At 66.9% G+C, this 17,372-nt stretch carries 16 protein-coding genes and 2 tRNA genes; 13 read left to right on the top strand and 5 right to left on the bottom strand.

Annotation, left to right across the window (positions count from 1 at the left end; all coding sequences use genetic code 11):
• The first annotated feature begins 97 nt into the window (after positions 1 to 97).
• From gyrB to ACFU99_RS02855, 6 genes are all read left to right on the top strand, one after another.
• On the top strand, positions 98 to 2,143 hold the full coding sequence (gyrB, locus tag ACFU99_RS02880) for a DNA topoisomerase (ATP-hydrolyzing) subunit B (RefSeq protein WP_384384787.1): 2,046 nt from the start codon (positions 98 to 100) through the stop codon (positions 2,141 to 2,143).
• A gap of 71 nt (positions 2,144 to 2,214) precedes the next feature.
• A complete protein-coding gene (gene gyrA, locus ACFU99_RS02875) occupies positions 2,215 to 4,836 on the top strand; it encodes a DNA gyrase subunit A (RefSeq protein ID WP_384384785.1) in 2,622 nt (873 codons plus the stop codon).
• A gap of 123 nt (positions 4,837 to 4,959) precedes the next feature.
• Positions 4,960 to 5,562: a DUF3566 domain-containing protein gene (locus ACFU99_RS02870; RefSeq protein WP_363225275.1), complete on the top strand. Its 603-nt coding sequence runs from the start codon at positions 4,960 to 4,962 to the stop codon at positions 5,560 to 5,562.
• Positions 5,563 to 5,643: 81 nt separating this feature from the next.
• Positions 5,644 to 5,717: transfer RNA gene (locus ACFU99_RS02865), tRNA-Ile, on the top strand.
• A 454-nt stretch (positions 5,718 to 6,171) separates the two neighbouring features.
• On the top strand, positions 6,172 to 6,588 hold the full coding sequence (locus tag ACFU99_RS02860; RefSeq protein WP_384384782.1) for a MarR family winged helix-turn-helix transcriptional regulator: 417 nt from the start codon (positions 6,172 to 6,174) through the stop codon (positions 6,586 to 6,588).
• 315 nt (positions 6,589 to 6,903) lie between these two features.
• Positions 6,904 to 7,038, top strand: coding sequence for a DLW-39 family protein (locus ACFU99_RS02855; protein WP_003958712.1), 135 nt, complete (start codon positions 6,904 to 6,906; stop codon positions 7,036 to 7,038).
• Positions 7,039 to 7,190: 152 nt separating this feature from the next.
• On the opposite strand, the gene ACFU99_RS02850 is transcribed toward ACFU99_RS02855, so the two are convergent.
• Both ACFU99_RS02850 and ACFU99_RS02845 read right to left on the bottom strand, forming a co-directional pair.
• Positions 7,191 to 8,402 carry a serine/threonine-protein kinase gene (locus tag ACFU99_RS02850; RefSeq protein WP_384384779.1) on the bottom strand — a complete coding sequence of 404 codons (1,212 nt, stop codon included), beginning with the start codon at positions 8,400 to 8,402 and terminating at the stop codon, positions 7,191 to 7,193.
• Positions 8,403 to 8,501: 99 nt separating this feature from the next.
• Entirely contained in the window at positions 8,502 to 9,047 is a 546-nt protein-coding gene (locus ACFU99_RS02845; protein ID WP_363128568.1) for a DNA-binding protein, read from the bottom strand.
• A gap of 118 nt (positions 9,048 to 9,165) precedes the next feature.
• On the opposite strand from ACFU99_RS02845, the gene ACFU99_RS02840 reads away from it, so the two are divergent.
• From ACFU99_RS02840 to ACFU99_RS02830, 3 genes are all read left to right on the top strand, one after another.
• Positions 9,166 to 9,238: transfer RNA gene (locus ACFU99_RS02840), tRNA-Ala, on the top strand.
• 490 nt (positions 9,239 to 9,728) lie between these two features.
• A complete protein-coding gene (locus ACFU99_RS02835) occupies positions 9,729 to 10,058 on the top strand; it encodes a hypothetical protein (RefSeq protein WP_384384775.1) in 330 nt (109 codons plus the stop codon).
• Between the two features lie 13 nt (positions 10,059 to 10,071).
• Positions 10,072 to 10,530 (top strand): caspase family protein, encoded by a 459-nt coding sequence (locus ACFU99_RS02830; protein ID WP_384384773.1) that lies wholly within the window; start codon positions 10,072 to 10,074, stop codon positions 10,528 to 10,530.
• A 221-nt stretch (positions 10,531 to 10,751) separates the two neighbouring features.
• Here the strand turns inward: ACFU99_RS02830 and ACFU99_RS02825 are convergent, their stop codons facing one another.
• Both ACFU99_RS02825 and ACFU99_RS02820 read right to left on the bottom strand, forming a co-directional pair.
• Positions 10,752 to 11,330 (bottom strand): Uma2 family endonuclease, encoded by a 579-nt coding sequence (locus ACFU99_RS02825; protein ID WP_384384770.1) that lies wholly within the window; start codon positions 11,328 to 11,330, stop codon positions 10,752 to 10,754.
• 482 nt (positions 11,331 to 11,812) lie between these two features.
• A complete protein-coding gene (locus tag ACFU99_RS02820; protein ID WP_384384767.1) occupies positions 11,813 to 13,237 on the bottom strand; it encodes a cellulose binding domain-containing protein in 1,425 nt (474 codons plus the stop codon).
• 531 nt (positions 13,238 to 13,768) lie between these two features.
• On the opposite strand from ACFU99_RS02820, the gene ACFU99_RS02815 reads away from it, so the two are divergent.
• Together ACFU99_RS02815 and ACFU99_RS02810 are read left to right on the top strand one after the other, a co-directional pair.
• A complete protein-coding gene (locus ACFU99_RS02815) occupies positions 13,769 to 15,007 on the top strand; it encodes a glycosyltransferase family 2 protein (protein ID WP_384384764.1) in 1,239 nt (412 codons plus the stop codon).
• Positions 15,008 to 15,164: 157 nt separating this feature from the next.
• Positions 15,165 to 15,350: a hypothetical protein gene (locus tag ACFU99_RS02810; protein ID WP_384384761.1), complete on the top strand. Its 186-nt coding sequence runs from the start codon at positions 15,165 to 15,167 to the stop codon at positions 15,348 to 15,350.
• Between the two features lie 372 nt (positions 15,351 to 15,722).
• On the opposite strand, the gene ACFU99_RS02805 is transcribed toward ACFU99_RS02810, so the two are convergent.
• The gene (locus tag ACFU99_RS02805) at positions 15,723 to 16,175 is read right to left on the bottom strand and encodes a helix-turn-helix domain-containing protein (RefSeq protein ID WP_384384758.1); all 453 of its coding nucleotides are present in this window, start codon (positions 16,173 to 16,175) and stop codon (positions 15,723 to 15,725) included.
• Positions 16,176 to 16,550: 375 nt separating this feature from the next.
• Between ACFU99_RS02805 and ACFU99_RS02800 the strand changes: the two genes are divergently transcribed.
• Both ACFU99_RS02800 and ACFU99_RS02795 read left to right on the top strand, forming a co-directional pair.
• A complete protein-coding gene (locus ACFU99_RS02800; protein ID WP_384384755.1) occupies positions 16,551 to 16,865 on the top strand; it encodes a WhiB family transcriptional regulator in 315 nt (104 codons plus the stop codon).
• Between the two features lie 75 nt (positions 16,866 to 16,940).
• The coding region (locus ACFU99_RS02795; protein ID WP_384384754.1) for a hypothetical protein at positions 16,941 to 17,372 on the top strand (432 nt) is incomplete at its 3' end.

The following is a 17,372-nucleotide window of genomic DNA, read 5'->3' as shown; positions in this document are numbered from 1 at the left end:
AGCAATCCCGCCGACTCGCGGAACATGTCGAACGACGCAGCCGCTCCTGCCTGCCCCGGAATGGGGAATCCCCGCCGCAAGCAGGGAACGACGGCTTGTGCTGTGCCAGAAAGGGCGCTTCGTGGCCGATTCCGGCAACCCCAACGAGAACATCACCGCTCCCCAGACAGAAGGGCCTCCTTCGGGCGCCGTCGACGGCGAGCCGTCGTACGACGCCAGTGCGATCACGGTCCTTGAGGGTCTGGACGCGGTCCGCAAGCGTCCCGGTATGTACATCGGCTCGACCGGTGAGCGGGGCCTGCACCACCTGGTGCAGGAGGTCGTCGACAACTCCGTCGACGAGGCCATGGCCGGCCACGCGGACACGATCGACGTCACGATCCTGCCGGACGGCGGCGTGCGCGTGATCGACAACGGCCGCGGCATCCCGGTGGGCATCGTCCCCTCCGAGGGCAAGCCGGCCGTCGAGGTCGTGCTGACGGTGCTGCACGCGGGCGGCAAGTTCGGCGGCGGCGGCTACGCCGTCTCCGGCGGTCTGCACGGCGTCGGCGTGTCGGTCGTCAACGCGCTGTCGACCAAGGTGTCGGTCGAGGTGAAGACGGACGGCTACCGCTGGACGCAGGACTACAAGCTCGGCACGCCGACGGCTCCGCTCCAGCGCAACGAGGAGACGGCGGAGACGGGCACGAGCGTCACCTTCTGGGCCGACGGCGACATCTTCGAGACCACGGAGTACTCCTTCGAGACGCTGGCGCGGCGTTTCCAGGAGATGGCGTTCCTGAACAAGGGACTGAACATCTCGCTGACGGACGAGCGCGCCGATCACGTCGACGAGGAGGGCAAGCCGCTTTCGGTCCGGTACCACTACGAGGGCGGCATCGTCGACTTCGTGAAGTACCTGAATTCCCGCAAGGGTGAGCTGATTCACCCGACGGTGATCGACATCGAGGCCGAGGACAAGGAGCGGATGCTCTCCCTTGAGGTCGCGATGCAGTGGAACAGCCAGTTCAGCGAGGGTGTGTACAGCTTCGCGAACACGATCCACACACACGAGGGCGGTACGCACGAAGAGGGTTTCCGGGCGGCGATGACCGGGCTGGTCAACCGTTACGCGCGGGAGAAGAAGTTCCTTCGGGACAAGGATGACAACCTCACCGGCGAGGACATCCGCGAGGGTCTGACGGCGATCATCTCGATCAAACTCGGCGAGCCGCAGTTCGAGGGCCAGACGAAGACGAAGCTGGGCAACACGGAGGCGAAGACCTTTGTGCAGCGGGTGGTGCACGAGCACCTGACGGACTGGTTCGACCGTAATCCCAATGAGGCCGCGGACATCATCCGCAAGGCGATCACGGCGGCCACGGCGCGCGTCGCGGCGCGAAAGGCGCGGGATCTCACACGGCGCAAGGGGCTGCTGGAGAGCGCGTCCCTGCCGGGCAAGCTGAGCGACTGCCAGTCGAATGATCCGACGAAGTGCGAGATCTTCATCGTCGAGGGCGACTCGGCCGGCGGCTCGGCGAAGTCGGGCCGTAATCCGCAGTACCAGGCGATTCTCCCGATCCGGGGAAAGATCCTCAATGTGGAGAAGGCCAGGGTCGACAAGATCCTCCAGAACACCGAGGTCCAGGCGCTGATCTCGGCGTTCGGCACCGGTGTGCACGAGGACTTCGACATCGAGAAGCTCCGCTATCACAAGATCATTCTGATGGCGGACGCCGACGTCGACGGTCAGCACATCAACACCCTGCTGCTCACCTTCCTCTTCCGCTTTATGCGGCCGCTGGTCGAGGCGGGTCACGTCTATCTCTCGCGTCCCCCGCTCTACAAGATCAAGTGGGGTCGGGACGACTTCGAGTACGCGTATTCCGACCGCGAGCGGGACGCGCTGATCCAGCTCGGCCGGGAGAACGGGAAGCGGATCAAGGACGATTCGGTCCAGCGCTTCAAGGGCCTCGGCGAGATGAACGCCGAGGAGCTGCGCATCACCACCATGGACGTCGACCACCGCGTGCTGGGCCAGGTCACCCTGGACGACGCGGCGCAGGCGGACGACCTGTTCTCGGTGCTCATGGGCGAGGACGTCGAGGCTCGGCGCTCGTTCATCCAGCGCAATGCCAAGGACGTCCGTTTCCTCGACATCTGAGCCCTGTCGGCAAATCCCCGGTGATCGCCCCGGGATTTTCCAGCCGCAGCTCGAAAGGACTTTGAACAGCAATGGCCGACGAGACACCTGATACTCCCGTGGGTTCCGTGACCCCGGAGGGAGAGCCCGCCGCCGTGGAAGGCGTGGGAATGCGCGTCGAGCCCGTCGGGCTCGAAACGGAGATGCAGCGCTCGTATCTCGACTACGCGATGAGCGTGATCGTCTCGCGTGCGCTGCCCGATGTGCGGGATGGCCTCAAGCCCGTGCACCGGCGCGTTCTGTACGCGATGTACGACGGCGGTTACCGGCCCGAGAAGGGCTTCTACAAGTGCGCGCGCGTCGTCGGCGACGTGATGGGCACGTACCACCCGCACGGCGACTCCTCGATCTATGACGCGCTGGTCCGCCTGGCGCAGCACTGGTCGATGCGGATGCCGCTGGTGGATTCCAACGGCAACTTCGGTTCCCCGGGCAATGACCCGGCCGCCGCCATGCGGTACACCGAGTGCAAGATGATGCCGCTGGCCATGGAGATGCTCCGGGACATCGACGAGGAGACCGTCGAATTCCAGGACAACTACGACGGCCGCAATCAGGAGCCGACCGTACTTCCGGCGCGGTTCCCGAATCTGCTGATCAACGGTTCGGCGGGCATCGCGGTCGGTATGGCGACCAATATCCCGCCGCACAATCTCCGCGAGGTCGCGGAGGGCGCCCAGTGGTATCTGGCGAATCCGGAGGCGTCCCCGGAGGAACTGCTCGAAGCGCTCATCGACCGCATCAAGGGCCCGGACTTCCCGACCGGCGCGCTGGTGGTGGGCCGCAAGGGCATCGAGGAGGCGTACCGCACCGGCCGCGGCTCGATCACGATGCGCGCGGTCGTGGCGGTCGAGGAGATCCAGAACCGGCAGTGCCTGGTGGTCACCGAGCTGCCGTACCAGGTGAACCCCGACAACCTCGCGCAGAAGATCGCCGACCTGGTGAAGGACGGCAGGGTCGGCGGCATCGCGGACGTACGGGACGAGACCTCCTCGCGCACGGGCCAGCGGCTGGTGGTCGTCCTCAAGCGGGACGCCGTCGCCAAGGTCGTGCTCAACAACCTGTACAAGCACACCGACCTCCAGACCAACTTCGGCGCGAACATGCTGGCGCTGGTCGACGGGGTGCCGCGCACGCTGTCGATCGACGCGTTCATCCGCAACTGGGTCACGCACCAGGTCGAGGTCATCGTCCGCCGTACGCGCTTCCGGCTGCGCAAGGCCGAGGAGCGCGCGCACATCCTGCGCGGCCTGCTGAAGGCCCTGGACGCCATCGACGAGGTCATCGCGCTGATCCGGCGCAGCGAGACCGTCGACGTCGCTCGTGAGGGCCTGATGGGGCTGCTGACGATCGACGAGATCCAGGCCAACGCGATCCTGGAGATGCAGCTGCGGCGCCTCGCCGCCCTGGAGCACCGGAAGATCACCGCCGAGCACGACGAACTCCAGGCGAAGATCAACGAGTACAACGCGATCCTCGCCTCGCCCGAGCGGCAGCGGCAGATCATCAGCGAGGAGCTCCAGGCGATCGTCGACAAGTTCGGCGACGACCGGCGCTCGAAGCTGGTGCCCTTCGACGGCGACATGTCCATCGAGGACCTGATCGCCGAGGAGGACATCGTCGTCACCATCACCAAGGGCGGCTACGTCAAGCGGACCAAGAGCGAGGACTACCGTTCGCAGAAGCGCGGCGGCAAGGGCGTACGGGGCACGAAGCTGAAGCAGGACGACATCGTCGACCACTTCTTCGTCTCCACGACCCACCACTGGCTGCTGTTCTTCACCAACAAGGGCCGGGTGTACCGGGCGAAGGCGTACGAGCTGCCGGACGCCGGCCGGGACGCGCGGGGCCAGCACGTGGCCAACCTGCTCGCCTTCCAGCCGGACGAGCAGATCGCGCAGATCCTGGCGATCCGGAACTACGAGGCCGTTCCGTACCTGGTGCTGGCGACGAAGTCGGGCCTGGTGAAGAAGACTTCGCTCAAGGACTACGATTCCCCGCGTTCGGGTGGTGTCATCGCGATCAACCTCCGGGAGGCGGAGGACGGGACCGAGGACGAGCTGATCGGTGCGGAGTTGGTCTCCTCCGAAGATGATCTACTTCTCATCAGCAAGAAGGCGCAGTCGATCCGGTTCACCGCCACGGACGAGGCTCTGCGTCCCATGGGGCGCGCCACTTCGGGTGTCAAGGGGATGAGTTTCAGGGAGGGGGACGAGCTCCTCTCGATGAATGTCGTGCGTGCCGGTACGTTCGTCTTCACCGCTACGGATGGTGGGTACGCGAAGCGCACGAATGTCGATGAGTACCGCGTACAGGGTCGAGGTGGTCTGGGCATCAAGGCCGCCAAGATCGTGGAGGACCGCGGATCGCTGGTCGGCGCACTGGTGGTGGAGGAGAGCGATGAGATCCTCGCCATCACGCTGAGCGGCGGCGTGATCCGTACGCGGGTCAGCGAGGTCAGGGAGACGGGCCGTGACACCATGGGCGTTCAACTGATCAACCTGGGTAAGCGCGATGCCGTTGTGGGTATCGCCAGGAACGCCGAGGCCGGTCGCGAGGCTGAAGAGGTCGTCGAGTTGGCCGACGCAGCCGCGGATGACGGGCCCGAGGCGGCCGAGGGCGAAGCGCCTTCGGCCGAGGAGACCGAGGAGTAAGTCTTGAGTGGAGCCACGGGCGCCGCGGCGGGCGGCGCGGGTGCCAAGGGGCGAAAGCCTGGCGGGCCCGCGACCGATACGGCCGGCGCCCGGGGTGCTGCCGCAGACTCCCAGGGGGGAACCGTGACGGACACCCGAGGGTCGCAGCCGTACGACGCGTATGCGTCGGGGCCGCTGCCCGGCGAGCGTCGGGGGCAGCAGCAGCCCGCGCAGCCGTACCACCCGCCGCAGGCGTACGCGCCGCCGGCGGAGCGTACAGGCGGTGGTGCCGGAGGCGGTACGGGTGGTGGCGCCGCGGGCGGATCGGAACAGCACGGCGTACGGAAGCCGAGGACCGGAATTCATACGGAACCGCGTACGCGCAAGGCCCGGCTGCGGGTGGCGAAAGCCGACCCGTGGTCGGTGATGAAGGTCAGTTTCCTGCTCTCGATCGCGCTGGGCGTGTGCACGATCGTGGCGGCGTCGGTGCTGTGGATGGTCATGGACGCCATGGGCGTCTTCTCCACGGTCGGCGGGACGATCAGCGAGGCGACGGACGCCAACAACGGCGGCGGCTTCGACCTCCAGTCGTTCCTGTCGCTGCCGCGCGTGCTGCTGTTCACGTCGATCATCGCGGTGATCGATGTGGTCCTGGCGACGGCGCTGGCGACGCTGGGGGCCTTCATCTACAACCTGTCGGCCGGGTTCGTGGGGGGCGTGGAGCTCACGCTCGCCGAGGACGAGTAGGGCCGGAGCAGGCCGTGGGTGGGGCAGCGGTTATCGATTTTGGGACTTGGCCCTGGGTGCGCTAATCTTTCGGTGCAGCGCGGGGCTATAGCTCAGACGGTTAGAGCGCTTCCCTGATAAGGAAGAGGCCACAGGTTCAAGTCCTGTTAGCCCCACCGCGTGAAAGGGCCCCAGTCATTGCGACTGGGGCCCTTTGGCTTGGGTGGGGTGGATGGGGCGGCGGCTGGGGTTCGGTGGTTGCCTCGGGTGTCTGCCAGGGTGCGTGGCCGGCCTTGACCTTGGCTGCCTGCCAAGCGGCAGGCAGCGCACCGACAGCCGCCCCACTCCCGCCGCCGGCGCTCTGGACCCGCAGGGTCCGAGACGAAACCCGTACCCGCCCACGCCGAATACCACCCCGCCCAGCAGGCGCTCTCACCGTGGTGCCCTCTTGGGAGGCGGAGTAACGATCACCTGTGCACCGGGAGACGCGTTGCGCGGTGGCCTCTCCCTGGCTGGGTGTCACGGAGTCGGCAAAGTGATTTTTCGGTACAGGCGGTTTCCGCTTCGGCCGGGGTGGAGGATGGCCGTTTCCGGTGTGACGTCGGGGGTGGGGTGGATGAGGAGGAACGCATGGGTGAGGGGCTGGCGCTGACGGATGCGCTGGTGCAGCTGTCCTTCCGGGTACAGGCCGTCGTCGAGCAGGCGTGTGCCGAGCACGGGGCGCTGCCGGGGCAGGCCCGCCTGCTGGGCGTGCTGGAGGGGCGGAGCCCGGCCATGACCGAGCTGGCCGCTCTGCTCGATGTCGAGCGGGCCAGCGTGACCGGGCTGGTGGACCGGGCCGAGCGGCGCGGCCTGGTGCGGCGGGTGGCGGTGCCCGGGGACCGGCGCGCCGCCCGTGTCGAGCTGACCGACAAGGGGAGGGAGACCGAGGCCGCTTTCCGGGCCGACGTCGCCCGTCGTCTTGAGGCGTTGACCGGCGGGCTGTCGGCTGCCGAGCGGGAGCGGTTCGCCCGGAGCGTCGGCCGCATACTCGCTGTCGGGGATTAGTGGCTTTCGGTAGCCGGGTGGGGCGGGGCGGGCTGAGCTTCAGCAAATTTTGGGTATTGGGTGCTGTGGCATGTGCATTTTCATTTGCGACCGTTCGATCGCCCCTCGATAAGGGGAGGCCGCAGGTTCGCGGCCTGTCGCCCGTGCCGTGCCGAGCATCCCGTACGGGGATTCTGCGGTCCGGTCGATTCATTTTGTACGGGTGCGCAGTTGACGAAGGACGGATGGAGGACGCAGGTCACCGATCGATATCGGGTGGTGTGTATCATCGGCCACCAGAAGGTCCCCTACGTCAATGAAAGACGAGGTCGCGCGGTGAAGAAGCTTCTCCTGGTCGCCCTGGCCGCCATCGGCGGTCTCCTCGTGTACCGCCAGATCCAGGCGGATCGCGCCGAGCAGGATCTGTGGACGGAGGCGACCGACTCCGTGCCCGCAGGTTCGGGTGTGTGAGACGACTACCCCGGACGGGGCCCTGATCGCTGAGGCGGTCGGGGCCCCGTTTTCGTTGTCGGGGGAGGGTGTTCAGTGGTCGCTCCGCGGGTTCCGCCCCATGGGACCCACGAGGTATTTGCTCTCGTGAATTGAATCATTGCTGATGTGAATCAGCTGACGGAGAGCGCCCAGATGCCCACGGCCAGGCAGATCAGCGCCACGATCACGACCGGGATCGCGACCTTCGGGGGCGGTCCCGGTCGGCGTTTGCGGGCGGCGGCGTGACGGTAGGGCGCGGCGGGGCGTGACGAGGGGTACGGGGGCGTGGGGGGATAGGCGGGCGGCAGGGGAGCTTGGGGAGTCTGGGGGGTGTGGTGGGGCGGGTGTTGGGGCGAGGGGGGCGTCTGCGGCGACGGTGTGGTGTCGTTCGCCTGCCTCGCCGCTGCCATTCCCTTCGCCGCTGCCCCTGGCTGTGCCGTCGGTCCTCCCTGCGCCGTCGGCCGTTCGGGCCCGTGCGGGCCGAACCCCTCGGGCAGCGGGCCGAGCTGGTCGAAGACCTCGATCAGTTCGTCGTCGAAGCCGGGTTCCGGCAGCAGTTCCACCGCCGCGGTCAGCGCCTTCCGCGCGCCCGTGGCCGTACGGAACCGGATGTACGGGTCCGGTTGCAGCAGATTCGCTATGACCTGCCACAGCGGTTCCGGCACCTCTTCCGGGGCGCTCGGTATGCCGTGGTCGAGGAAGAGCTGTACGAGGGCCTCTGCGTCCGGTTTGCGGCCGGTGAGCAGGTAGAGGGCGACGAGGCCGACGGCGAAGAGGTCGGCGGGGAAGTCGGGTTCCTCGCCCAGCATCTGCTCCGGCGCGAAGTAACCGGGCGTGCCCATGACGAAGTTGGTGTCCGTCAGGCGCGGTTCGCCCTTGCGCATCGCGATGCCGAAGTCGGAGAGCCGCAGGTGCGGACGGCGGGTGCCGGTCGCCTCCAGCAGGATGTTGGCGGGCTTGATGTCGCGGTGCACGACGCCCTCGTCGTGGACGGCCGTCAGCCCGGACAGCAGCTGGTCGAGCAGCGTGCACACGAAGACGGGGGGCAACGGGCCGTAGTCCCCGATGAGATGGGACAGCGAGCCGCCGCGCACCACGTCCATGGTGAACAGCACCTTGTCGTCGTCGGCCGCCCAGCTCATCGGCGCCAGTACATGCGGATGGTCGATCCGCAGCGCCTGTTCCCGTACGAATCTCAGCAGGGTGTGCGCGTCGCTCTGCTGAAGCACCTTCGCTGCCACGTAACGCCGTCGCCGCTGGTCCCACGCGCGCCAGACGGCGCCGACGCCGCCGCGCCCGATCGGGTCGACCAGCTCGTACCGGCCGGCGAAGACCTCACCCATCGCGCTGTGCCCACCCCCACGTCGGCCCGGTCAGATTCCGGTTGGCTCCCGGTCGGCTCCTGGCCGACTTCCGGCCGACTTCCGGTCGGTTTCCGCTCGTCAGCTCTGGTGCGCCTCGTAGTGCGCGACCGCCTCCGCGGTCCGCCCGGCGCCGTACACCCGCAGGAACTCGGACAGCTCGGGGTGGGAGGCGCTCAGGGTGTCCGCCGCCTCGATGATGTCGCCGGCCGCGGCCACGGAGCGCAGCAGCGACTGGATCTCCCGCACCACGCGCCGTACGGTCGGGGCGCCGCTGCTCGCGGTGGTCTGGGTGGTGTTGAGTACGGAGCCGCCCGAGGTCTTCTTGACCTCCTCCATACGGTCCGCGGCCTCGGCGGCGCTGACGCTGCCGTCCGCGACCTGGCTGGACAACTCCTGGAGCGCCTGAACGCGTTGGACCACAGCGGGGTTGCCGATCTTCGCGCGCTGGCCGCTCATGAGCTGGGACAGCATCGGGGCGGAGAGGCCGAGTACGGAGGCGAGGCGGGCCTGGTTGAGACCGAGATCGTCGATGAGACGGCGGAAGAGCGCCCCGAGCGGCTCCCCATACCAGCTTCGCTGTAGCTCTCGTGCGCGGGCGGTGGCTTCCTGCTGTGCTGCGTCCATCTCGCTCTCCCCTTCGCTTCGCTGCCGCGAATCTTGCGGTGCATCCTACGGAGCGCGGTACGCGCGAGCGATACCCGGTCGGGAATGACGTCCGGTACCCGGTACCCTGGTCGGGAACGGGGCCTTAGCTCAGTTGGTAGAGCGCTGTCTTTGCATGGCAGATGTCAGGGGTTCGACTCCCCTAGGCTCCACATGATTGCACCCCTCTGACCTGCAGAAACAGAGTCAGGGGGGTGTTTTTGTCCTGATTTTCTGTGCTGACGTGTCTGCATGGTGGTGCTGACGAGCGGCTGCCCGAGCTTGTGTTTGTAAGGCTTCGGGTGCTGAGTCTCCCCTGGCGAATCCCAGGCCCGCCGGTCTGCTGCCTTCTGGGGCTCGGTCGGAGAGGGCTGAGGCTGTGTCCTGGTCTGTATGGGAACCGGGGCGGGGACAGAAGACATCCGCGAGTTCGTTGCCCGCCCGCTGAAGCACGCGGTGGAGCCCACCGCCCTGACCGGTGAGCCCACGCCACCGTGTACGACCGTGGCCTCGCCCGTTTCATCCATCACGGAAGCTGCGCTCACCTGCTGCAGTTGGAACCTGGTTCCGTCGGGAACCATCGCGTCGGGAACGACGTTTCCGACGCAATGAACGCCGTGATGGAAGAGGGGGCTTATGCAAGTCCAGGTTGGTGTTGAGAACATGAATGATCTCCAGGCAGAAGCCGAGTTGAGATCGCTGCACAGTTGGCTTCAATCGGACCGGCGGACGAGCCGCCTCGCGGCCATGAGGTTAGGGGCGGTGGGCCCGTCGGTACCGGGAGCACAGGGTTCGGCGATCGACGTTCTCTCGCTTGTGCTCGGTTCGACCTTCAACGCCGCTTCATTGGCGGTCAGCATCATGAGCTGGCGCGCCACGCGACCGCAGAAGCCCATTCTCACGGTCTGCCGGCCCAACGGAACAAGCATTGAGATCAACACCAACTCGTTGGAAGAGGCGCAGGTGCTTCTCGAACAGCTCGGGTGCGAATAGGCGCGGCCGAGCGGTGGACTACCTGCCCTGCCCTGAGCGTTCACGGGCCGTGCTCATCGGTACCAGCGGCTACTCCCATCTGGATGATCTGCCGGCCGTACGGGCCAACGTGCTTGCATTGGAAGCGCTGCTCTGTGCGACTGACGCGCCATTTCGCCCCGAGAGCTGCGTCGCCCTGGTTGATCCGAGCACCACCGTTGAGGTGTCGAAGGCCGTGCAGAAGGCCGCGCGCGAGGCGACCGACACGCTTCTCATCTACTACGCGGGGCATGGTCTCCTCGACGATCTGAAACAGGCCGGGTACCTCGATCAACTCGTTGTCGGGAGCGCTCACTACGGTCCGAAGACCTGTCAGGCGGTCGCCAGACTTAACCGGGAACACCTCCTTGGCAAGTCTCCTGCACCCAACGATGATCCCCGCATCACGCACAAGGGGTGGGACATCCTGAATCGCCTCGCCAGGAGCGGATGAGCGACAGGCCTGCCGCGCACTCCAGCCTTCTCCCGGCTCAGCGCTTCGTCGGGCTCACATCCCGAGGGAGGATGCCGTCGACGTCGTCGCGATATCGGCGATCCGCGTACCAGGACCAGATCGATCCCGCCTGCCCACAACTAGTCCGCAGGTGGCCGGGATCCTGCGGTCGGTGTCGCCCGAAGCGGATTCAACACGCCACACACGAGGCCGGGAGACGGTCAGGTTGTGGGCACAAGTGCATCGAGTTCGATGCTGAGGGGGAAGGGCACGGAGGCTTTCAGCCGTTCCCGGTGGATGCCGGTGGGGATGTAGGTGCTGGTCATGGTGTCGAGTTCGTAGGTGTGGACGGCTGGGGCTCCGGCCTCGTCCTCGATGCGCCAGAAGTGGGCGATCTTGGCCTGCGCGTACTTGAACGGTTTGAGGGACCGGTCTCGGTCGGCTGATTCCTCCGACACGACCTCGATGACGAGAGTGACGTCTTCGGGTGCGTACCAGGTGCGATTGGGGTCGTAGGAGGTGGTGGCGACGAGGATGTCGGGTTCGGGGCGGCTCTTGTGGTCGAGGCGGACGGTCATCTCCCGCTCGACCTCGAAACCTTCGGGTGCACCCTGGCGCAGGGCGAAGGTGAGGTTCTCCACGAGCCGGGAGTGCCAGGACCGCTGCGGCGACATCATGAAGATGAGTGCTCCGTCGATCAGTTCGGTATGCCGTGGTGCTTGGGGGAGGTGGTCGAGATCGTCGGCTTCCCAGCCGCTGGGCCTTGGCGGGATCATCCAGTCGGGAAGTTCGGCGGTCACGGCTTCCTCCAAGCGCTGCGCAAGAAGCGATCAGGGGCCTGATCCCGGATCACGGACACAGGCCATACACCTGCCGTCAGCGTAGTTGATGCCGCCGTTCGGCGAGCAGCCCGTGGTGCATCAGCATGGGTGAGAACTACCCGGACACGTGGCAGGCGCGACGACTCCGGCCTCGATCGGGGATTGGATGAGCATGGCTGCTGGTGTATCGCTCGTCACTCTGATTCACGGGGGCGTGAGCGACTGAGCGAGGTGCCAGATTCATTAATGCGACGGTGAGTGAGTCTTGTGCTGACGTGTCAGCACGCCGCCTGAATCGAGGAGGAGCCAGAAGGATGCAAACGGGGTTCTTTATGCCGTTTTTTGGGTGACAGCGCAGGTCAGGAAGGTAACGATTTTGGGTTCGACTCCCCTAGGCTCCACATGATGAATGCCCTCTGAACTGCGGGAACGCGGTTCAGAGGGCATTTTTGCGGGTTGGCTCAGTGCTTGCGCACCGTGTTCACGTGGTTGGTGCCGGCGGTGTAGAAGCCGTCGACGGCCTTGTCGACCTCGGGGAGGGAGACGGCGCGGTCGGCCTGGTAGTAGAGCCAGTTGACGCGCATGTCCCAGGTGCGGCTGCCCTTGAACGGCAGGTCGATGAACCAGGAACTGAAGTGGACGCTCATGGGTTCCCGCGGGAAGAACACGCCCTTGTGGCTGAAGAGCTTGTGGCCGTCCACGGAATAGGTGACCGTCCCGTGCATGGCGGTGATCATCATGGTGTGCCAGCCCGTGAGGTGCAACGGCTGGGTCCGGGTGGTGCGGTCTCCCGGCTTGCCGCTGCCGCTGCGCCAGCTCGTGGTGTCGAGGCGGGGGCCGGGTGCTCCCCATCCGCCGTGCGGCATGTATTCGTAGTCGAGCTCGCTGTAATGGTTCGACTTGTCGGCGGGCGAGATCGTGAAGAAGGACTCGTTGAGGTGGTCGCCGTTGGGGCCCTTTACGGGCTTGTCGCTGAAATAGACGCGGGCGGCGATGGTGCCGGTGAAGACCTCGGGTTTGACGCTCTGGATTTCGGACTGCTTGGTGCCCTTTTTCGTGCCGTCGGTGGCGGCCCGGAGCTGGAGAACCTGGCCGCCCTTGGCGCCTGGCTCGGCGGGGAAGGTGATGCCGTCGGCCGACCAGGTGTTGTGGATGCCGGGGCCGCCCCCGTCGCTGCGGGCCTGCCAGCCGTTGGCGGCGAACGCGGGGTCGTCGGCGCCGGTGTAGTGGAAGTTGTCGAAGATGACGCCTGCGGGCGGTGCGGCGGCGGCCGCGGATGAGGGCGGGTTCTTGCCCGTATCGGCGGTGCCGCTCGGTTCGTCGCCCCAGGCCAGGGCACCCCGGATGTAGGCGGTGACCCGCTTCGACGGCGCGTAGTGGGTCACCTTGGCGTCGAACGAGCGGTCGTTCGCCTGGTTCAGCTTTTTGTGGTCCAGGCGGTAGATCTGGAGGCCGATTCCCTCGCTGGTCCCCCCGGGCTTCAGGTCCCCCGCTCCCGCGCCGAAACCGACCTCGACGTAGTGGGTGGCGGTGGCGTCGTCGCCGCCGCTCAGCGTGCCCAGCTTCTGGGTAATGTTGCCGCAACCCCGGCTGGTCTGAACGCAGTTGAAGCCGTAGGCGGCGTCGTTCGCGGAGTCGTTCCCGGCGCTGTTCCCGTCGGAATTCCCGTCGGAATTCCCGGCGAAGTAGTAGCGAAGGGTCACGTCGCTGAGTGGGACGGTCTTCTTGGAATTGTTGATGACTTCCAGCCAGGGCTTGGCCGCCGCCGCGGCAGTCGGCCCCCCGGTGCGATAGCGGACCTTGAGTTCACCGGTCCCCGAATCGCTGCTTCCGCCGGGGCCCCACTTGACATAGGCCGCAGCGCCGGCGGCTATGACTATGGCCATGACAAGCACAATTTTGAACGTGCCACCCCCGCGGCGGCGGGGGCTGCGACGAGGGCGACCCATTGAAGCTCCTTGATGTGCTGCGAGGAGCGGTGCCACCTGCTGGCCCTTCACATCGCATTCACGACTGTCACGACTGACTCACATTCCGCGTCATCGTAACCAGGATCCACGGGAACATATAGGCAACAAGGTTGCGTATGTTTATGTCCGATTGTTCTGGTATTAGCCAGGTATAGACCGTTTATTGGGTCTTGGTGGTACATCTCATCGTCAACCAGGTCGAGACCTCGTGACGATGCGTGATCTTGATCACTTATTTATCTCTTCTTGGTGTGGTGACATGTACGGTTTGTGACGTTTGTTCGGGCGGAGATGTCGCAATTCGCCGAATGTGCGCCTGCGGGGTGCTGCCGGCCTGCCCCGAGCGGGAAGTAGGCGTTCAAATACCTGGGTTATCTTCTCGCTGTGCTTTCACAGGATCATCACAAGATGATGGGTCATGTGAGTTGAGTTGAGTGGGGGAGAACCTTGTCGGGCACTACTGCGCGTCGCGCACGGGAAAATGCCGCGCGCTCGACGCGTGGCCGACGCCGCAAGGGGCGTACCCCGGTCCAGCCTGCCGAAGCGGTCGGCAGCCGGCACCGCAGGGGACGCGGGGCGTACGCCGAGCAGGGCGATACGGCCGTCTATGACACCGTCATTCTCGTTCCGGCGCGTAATGAGGAAGTCGGTGTCCTCATGTCCCTCAAGACGCTGGCCGCTCAGAGCCGGCGCCCCGACCTGATCGTCGTGGTGGTCAACAACTCCACCGACCGCACCGAGGAGTTCGCGCGGCAGTTCGCGGACGATGAGTCCACGCCGCGCACGGTGGTGCTGAATTTCCCGAACAACCCGCATAAAAAAGCCGGTGCTCTCAACTACGGTCTGCAATGGCTCAGGGAATCCGTCGGGGGGCGGCTGCCGAGCAAGGTGCGGCATGTCCTGGTCATGGACGCCGACACCGAACTGCACCCCAAGTTCATCGAACGCGCCCGCAACGTCCTCGCCTCCGACCCGGAGTTGGGCGGCGTCAGCGCCGCCTGCCTCGGCCGCACCGGCCTGTGGCGCAACCCGTGGCAGCGGTTCCTGCTCGGCATGCAGATCATCGAGTACGGCAGGGCCGCCAACATCCGCTACCGCCAGGACGTGCACACCATGTCCGGGGCCGGCTCCTTCTACCGGACCGAGGCGCTCCAAGGACTCCTCGACTGGCGCGGGCAGGTCTTCTGGGAGGACCACCGCAACCTGGTCGAGGACTACGAGACCACGCTGGCGCTCAAGGAATCCGGCTGGAAGATCACGGCCAACCAGCTGTGCATCGCCTACACCGACCTCATGCCGACGCTGCGCGAGCTGATCCAGCAGCGCGAACGGTGGAGCCGCGGCACGGTGGACACGCTGCGCCGCCGCGGCTGGACCAAGTTCACCTGGCACTCGATCAGCACCATGATCCTGGGGCTCATCGGGGCCGCCTACATCCTGGGGTGGGGCTCGTCCCAGCTCGTACGGACCGCACAGCGCGGCTTCGACAACTACCCGGTGTTCCTTCTGCTGATGCTCGGCTTCTGGGTCGTCTATCCAGCCCTTCGCGTACGGAACCTCGGCTGGAAGGCGATGCTCGTCGAGGCGGTGCTGCTACCCGAGCTGGTCTACACGGTGGTGCGGACGTACTGGCTCGTCTCGTCCATCGTGAAGTCGTACGTGACCCGGGTCTCCGCGTGGAAATGACCGCGGAAGCAATCTCGGCGACTGCGGCAGCTTCAGCGACCGCGACGGTCTCGGCAGCTTCAGCAGCTTCAGCAGCTTCGGCAGCCCCAGCAAACGTATTAGCCGCGTTAACCGCGTCGACTGTGGAGTCGACCGCAGAGAAGAACCAAGGAGAGCAATGAACTCCCTCAAGGGCTTGGGGGTCTGCGTGGTGCTTGCGGGCATCGCTTACGCGCTGACCCGGGTGGCGGACACCGACACCCTGATGCTCTGGGCCACCGTCGTGATCATCAGCGTGTCGCTGGTCACCTATGCGGCGTCCATCAGGCGTCGGCGACGGGACCATCGCATCGCGGGCGATTGAGCCCTGATCGCGGTCAGGTGAGTCCTGATCGTGATCGTGAGGGAGGGAGCTTTGATCGCGGGCTGGTGAGCCGAGTGGGCCCTGGAGGCACCGTCGTGAGCTCGCCGCGACCCGGGTGCGGCGGCGGAGATTTTGCTCTGACGCCGCCTCAGTTTTTCTGTTATATGTCATCTGCCCCGGCGACGGCCCAGGAGACGGTGTCGGCCTGAGGCGTCCCCCCCCGAAGGCCTCCCATGCCGGGGTGACAAGTTCGCCGGGCTCCTCGCACTCGCGCGCCATCGCCATCGCCGCGTTCGCCGCCGTCGGTCCGGAGGCCGGGCCGGGGCCGGGGCGCGGTGTGCGCCCCGGTGGAGTTGTCGCGGGGCGGGGCCGTCAGCCGAGGCGGTCCAGGGCGGTGTCGCGGGTGTGGCCGGAGCGGGCGCCGCTGACCGTGAGGATCATCTCCGTCATCTCGACGAACTGCCGCTGGTGGCTCTCCGGGACGCCCAGGAGACCGGCGGCTTCCTGAGGGCTGACCCGGGAGCTGCCGGCGGCGCCGGCCTCCGGGGCCGTGCTCCCCGTGCTCTGGGGCGGCAGCGGAAGGTCCTCGGGGACGACCTTGCCGGACTCGATGAGCATGTCGCGCAGCCCGACGCCGAGGACCGGCGCCAGCGCCCGCATCGTCTCCAGGTCGGGCAGGCTCTGCCGTTGCAGCAGGCGCGTCACCGCGGCCCGGTGCACCCCCGCGTCCTCGGCCAGCTGCGATCTGCCGCCGCCTCGGGGACTGTCGATGTCGTACCCGTGCTCCCGCAGCAAGCCTTCGACCCAGCACGCGAAGTGCTCCATGTCAGACCCCTTTTTGACCATCGCCTGCTCTCCCTCCGCGCGAGCGGCCCTACCGCCCGCTCGCGCACGCAATAACCAGGATGGCTTGCGCGCGCGCAAATCGCCACACCAGATCGGACATTCTGTCAAGTCTATGGCTCTGTCCCTGTGGGTTTGATGGCGGGATCCGAAGCAGCGGCGTCGGCGGCCGCGTATTTGTTGCGTGCGCGCGCGGAGCGTCCTAGGGTTTAATTGCGAACCCGCAACGAAGGGGTGTGTCTCTTCTCCCTCCTCCCTCCTCCCTCCTGCCGCTCGGACCGTCCGGTCCGGCCCTTCGTCCTCGCTGCCTGCCTCCGTTGCCTCCGTTGCCTCCATGCCTTGAAGGGGACTTCCGCCATGCCCGTCTGCCAGCCCGTATCCCTGTGCGGCCCCGGCTCCTCCGCCCGGCCCGCCACCTCGTCCCGGTCCAGATCCGGCGGTCCGGAGGACTGGCGCGGCGATGCCGCCTGTTCCGGTCTGCCGGACCGCGCCGTCTTCGCACGGCGCCGGGAGGCCGCGCTGCCCGCGCTGCGCGCCTGCGCGGTGTGCCGGGTGCGGCAGCGCTGCCTGGAGGCGGTGGCGCCGTACGACAACTGGTTCGACGGCGTCAGCGGCGGTCGGCTGTGGCGCAACGGCAAGGAGGTGGCGGGGCCCGACGGCCTCGCGCCGTGACAGGTCTGTGCCCTGACGGCTCGCCTCCCTCGCGCCTTCCGTACCCTTCCGCCCTCCGACACCCACGGGATTGTGATGACCCAGCCCACCGAACACGCCGCCTTCTGGCTCGGCGCCCTGCGGCGCCAGTTCCCCGAGTTGAGCCAGGAACTCGCCCCGAGCCGTAGGTCCCCGTCCCTCCCCTCCCCCGTGCGGGGCGGCGGGCGCAAGGGGTCGGCTCCCGCCGCTCCCATCCGGCTCTTCGTCTCCGACACCATCCGGGACATCACCGACGGAGTGGTGGAACTGGAGGAGGCGGTCTGCGAGAAGCTGCGCGTACCGCGGCCCCGGCAGGGCTCGGTGGAACAGCGGCTGACCCGGCTCATCGGGCTGCTGGACCGCGTCGGTCAGCAGCCGGTCCTCGCCGAGCACGTACGCAGCGAGGCCCGCCGGATGACCCGGCGCTGCTCGCGGGCGCTGGGGGACGGCGCCGAGACGCCGGTTCGGGTACGCGGCCGCTGCCCGTAC

Source organism: Streptomyces sp. NPDC057654, assembly GCF_042800135.1.
In the GTDB taxonomy this organism is placed as follows: domain Bacteria; phylum Actinomycetota; class Actinomycetes; order Streptomycetales; family Streptomycetaceae; genus Streptomyces.
Note: the sequence above shows the minus strand (reverse complement) of the source record. Positions and strands in the feature narration are given on the sequence as shown.

What these genes read in the sequence shown, in the direction of transcription:
- gyrA (WP_384384785.1), top strand. Translation starts at nt 2,215, where the DNA reads ATGGCCGACGAGACACCTGATACTCCCGTGGGTTCCGTGACCCCGGAG.
- ACFU99_RS02860 (WP_384384782.1), top strand. Translation starts at nt 6,172, where the DNA reads ATGGGTGAGGGGCTGGCGCTGACGGATGCGCTGGTGCAGCTGTCCTTC.
- ACFU99_RS02850 (WP_384384779.1), bottom strand. Translation starts at nt 8,402, where the DNA reads ATGGGTGAGGTCTTCGCCGGCCGGTACGAGCTGGTCGACCCGATCGGG.
- ACFU99_RS02845 (WP_363128568.1), bottom strand. Translation starts at nt 9,047, where the DNA reads ATGGACGCAGCACAGCAGGAAGCCACCGCCCGCGCACGAGAGCTACAG.
- ACFU99_RS02835 (WP_384384775.1), top strand. Translation starts at nt 9,729, where the DNA reads ATGAATGATCTCCAGGCAGAAGCCGAGTTGAGATCGCTGCACAGTTGG.
- ACFU99_RS02820 (WP_384384767.1), bottom strand. Translation starts at nt 13,237, where the DNA reads ATGGCCATAGTCATAGCCGCCGGCGCTGCGGCCTATGTCAAGTGGGGC.
- ACFU99_RS02810 (WP_384384761.1), top strand. Translation starts at nt 15,165, where the DNA reads ATGAACTCCCTCAAGGGCTTGGGGGTCTGCGTGGTGCTTGCGGGCATC.
- ACFU99_RS02805 (WP_384384758.1), bottom strand. Translation starts at nt 16,175, where the DNA reads ATGGAGCACTTCGCGTGCTGGGTCGAAGGCTTGCTGCGGGAGCACGGG.
- ACFU99_RS02800 (WP_384384755.1), top strand. Translation starts at nt 16,551, where the DNA reads ATGCCCGTCTGCCAGCCCGTATCCCTGTGCGGCCCCGGCTCCTCCGCC.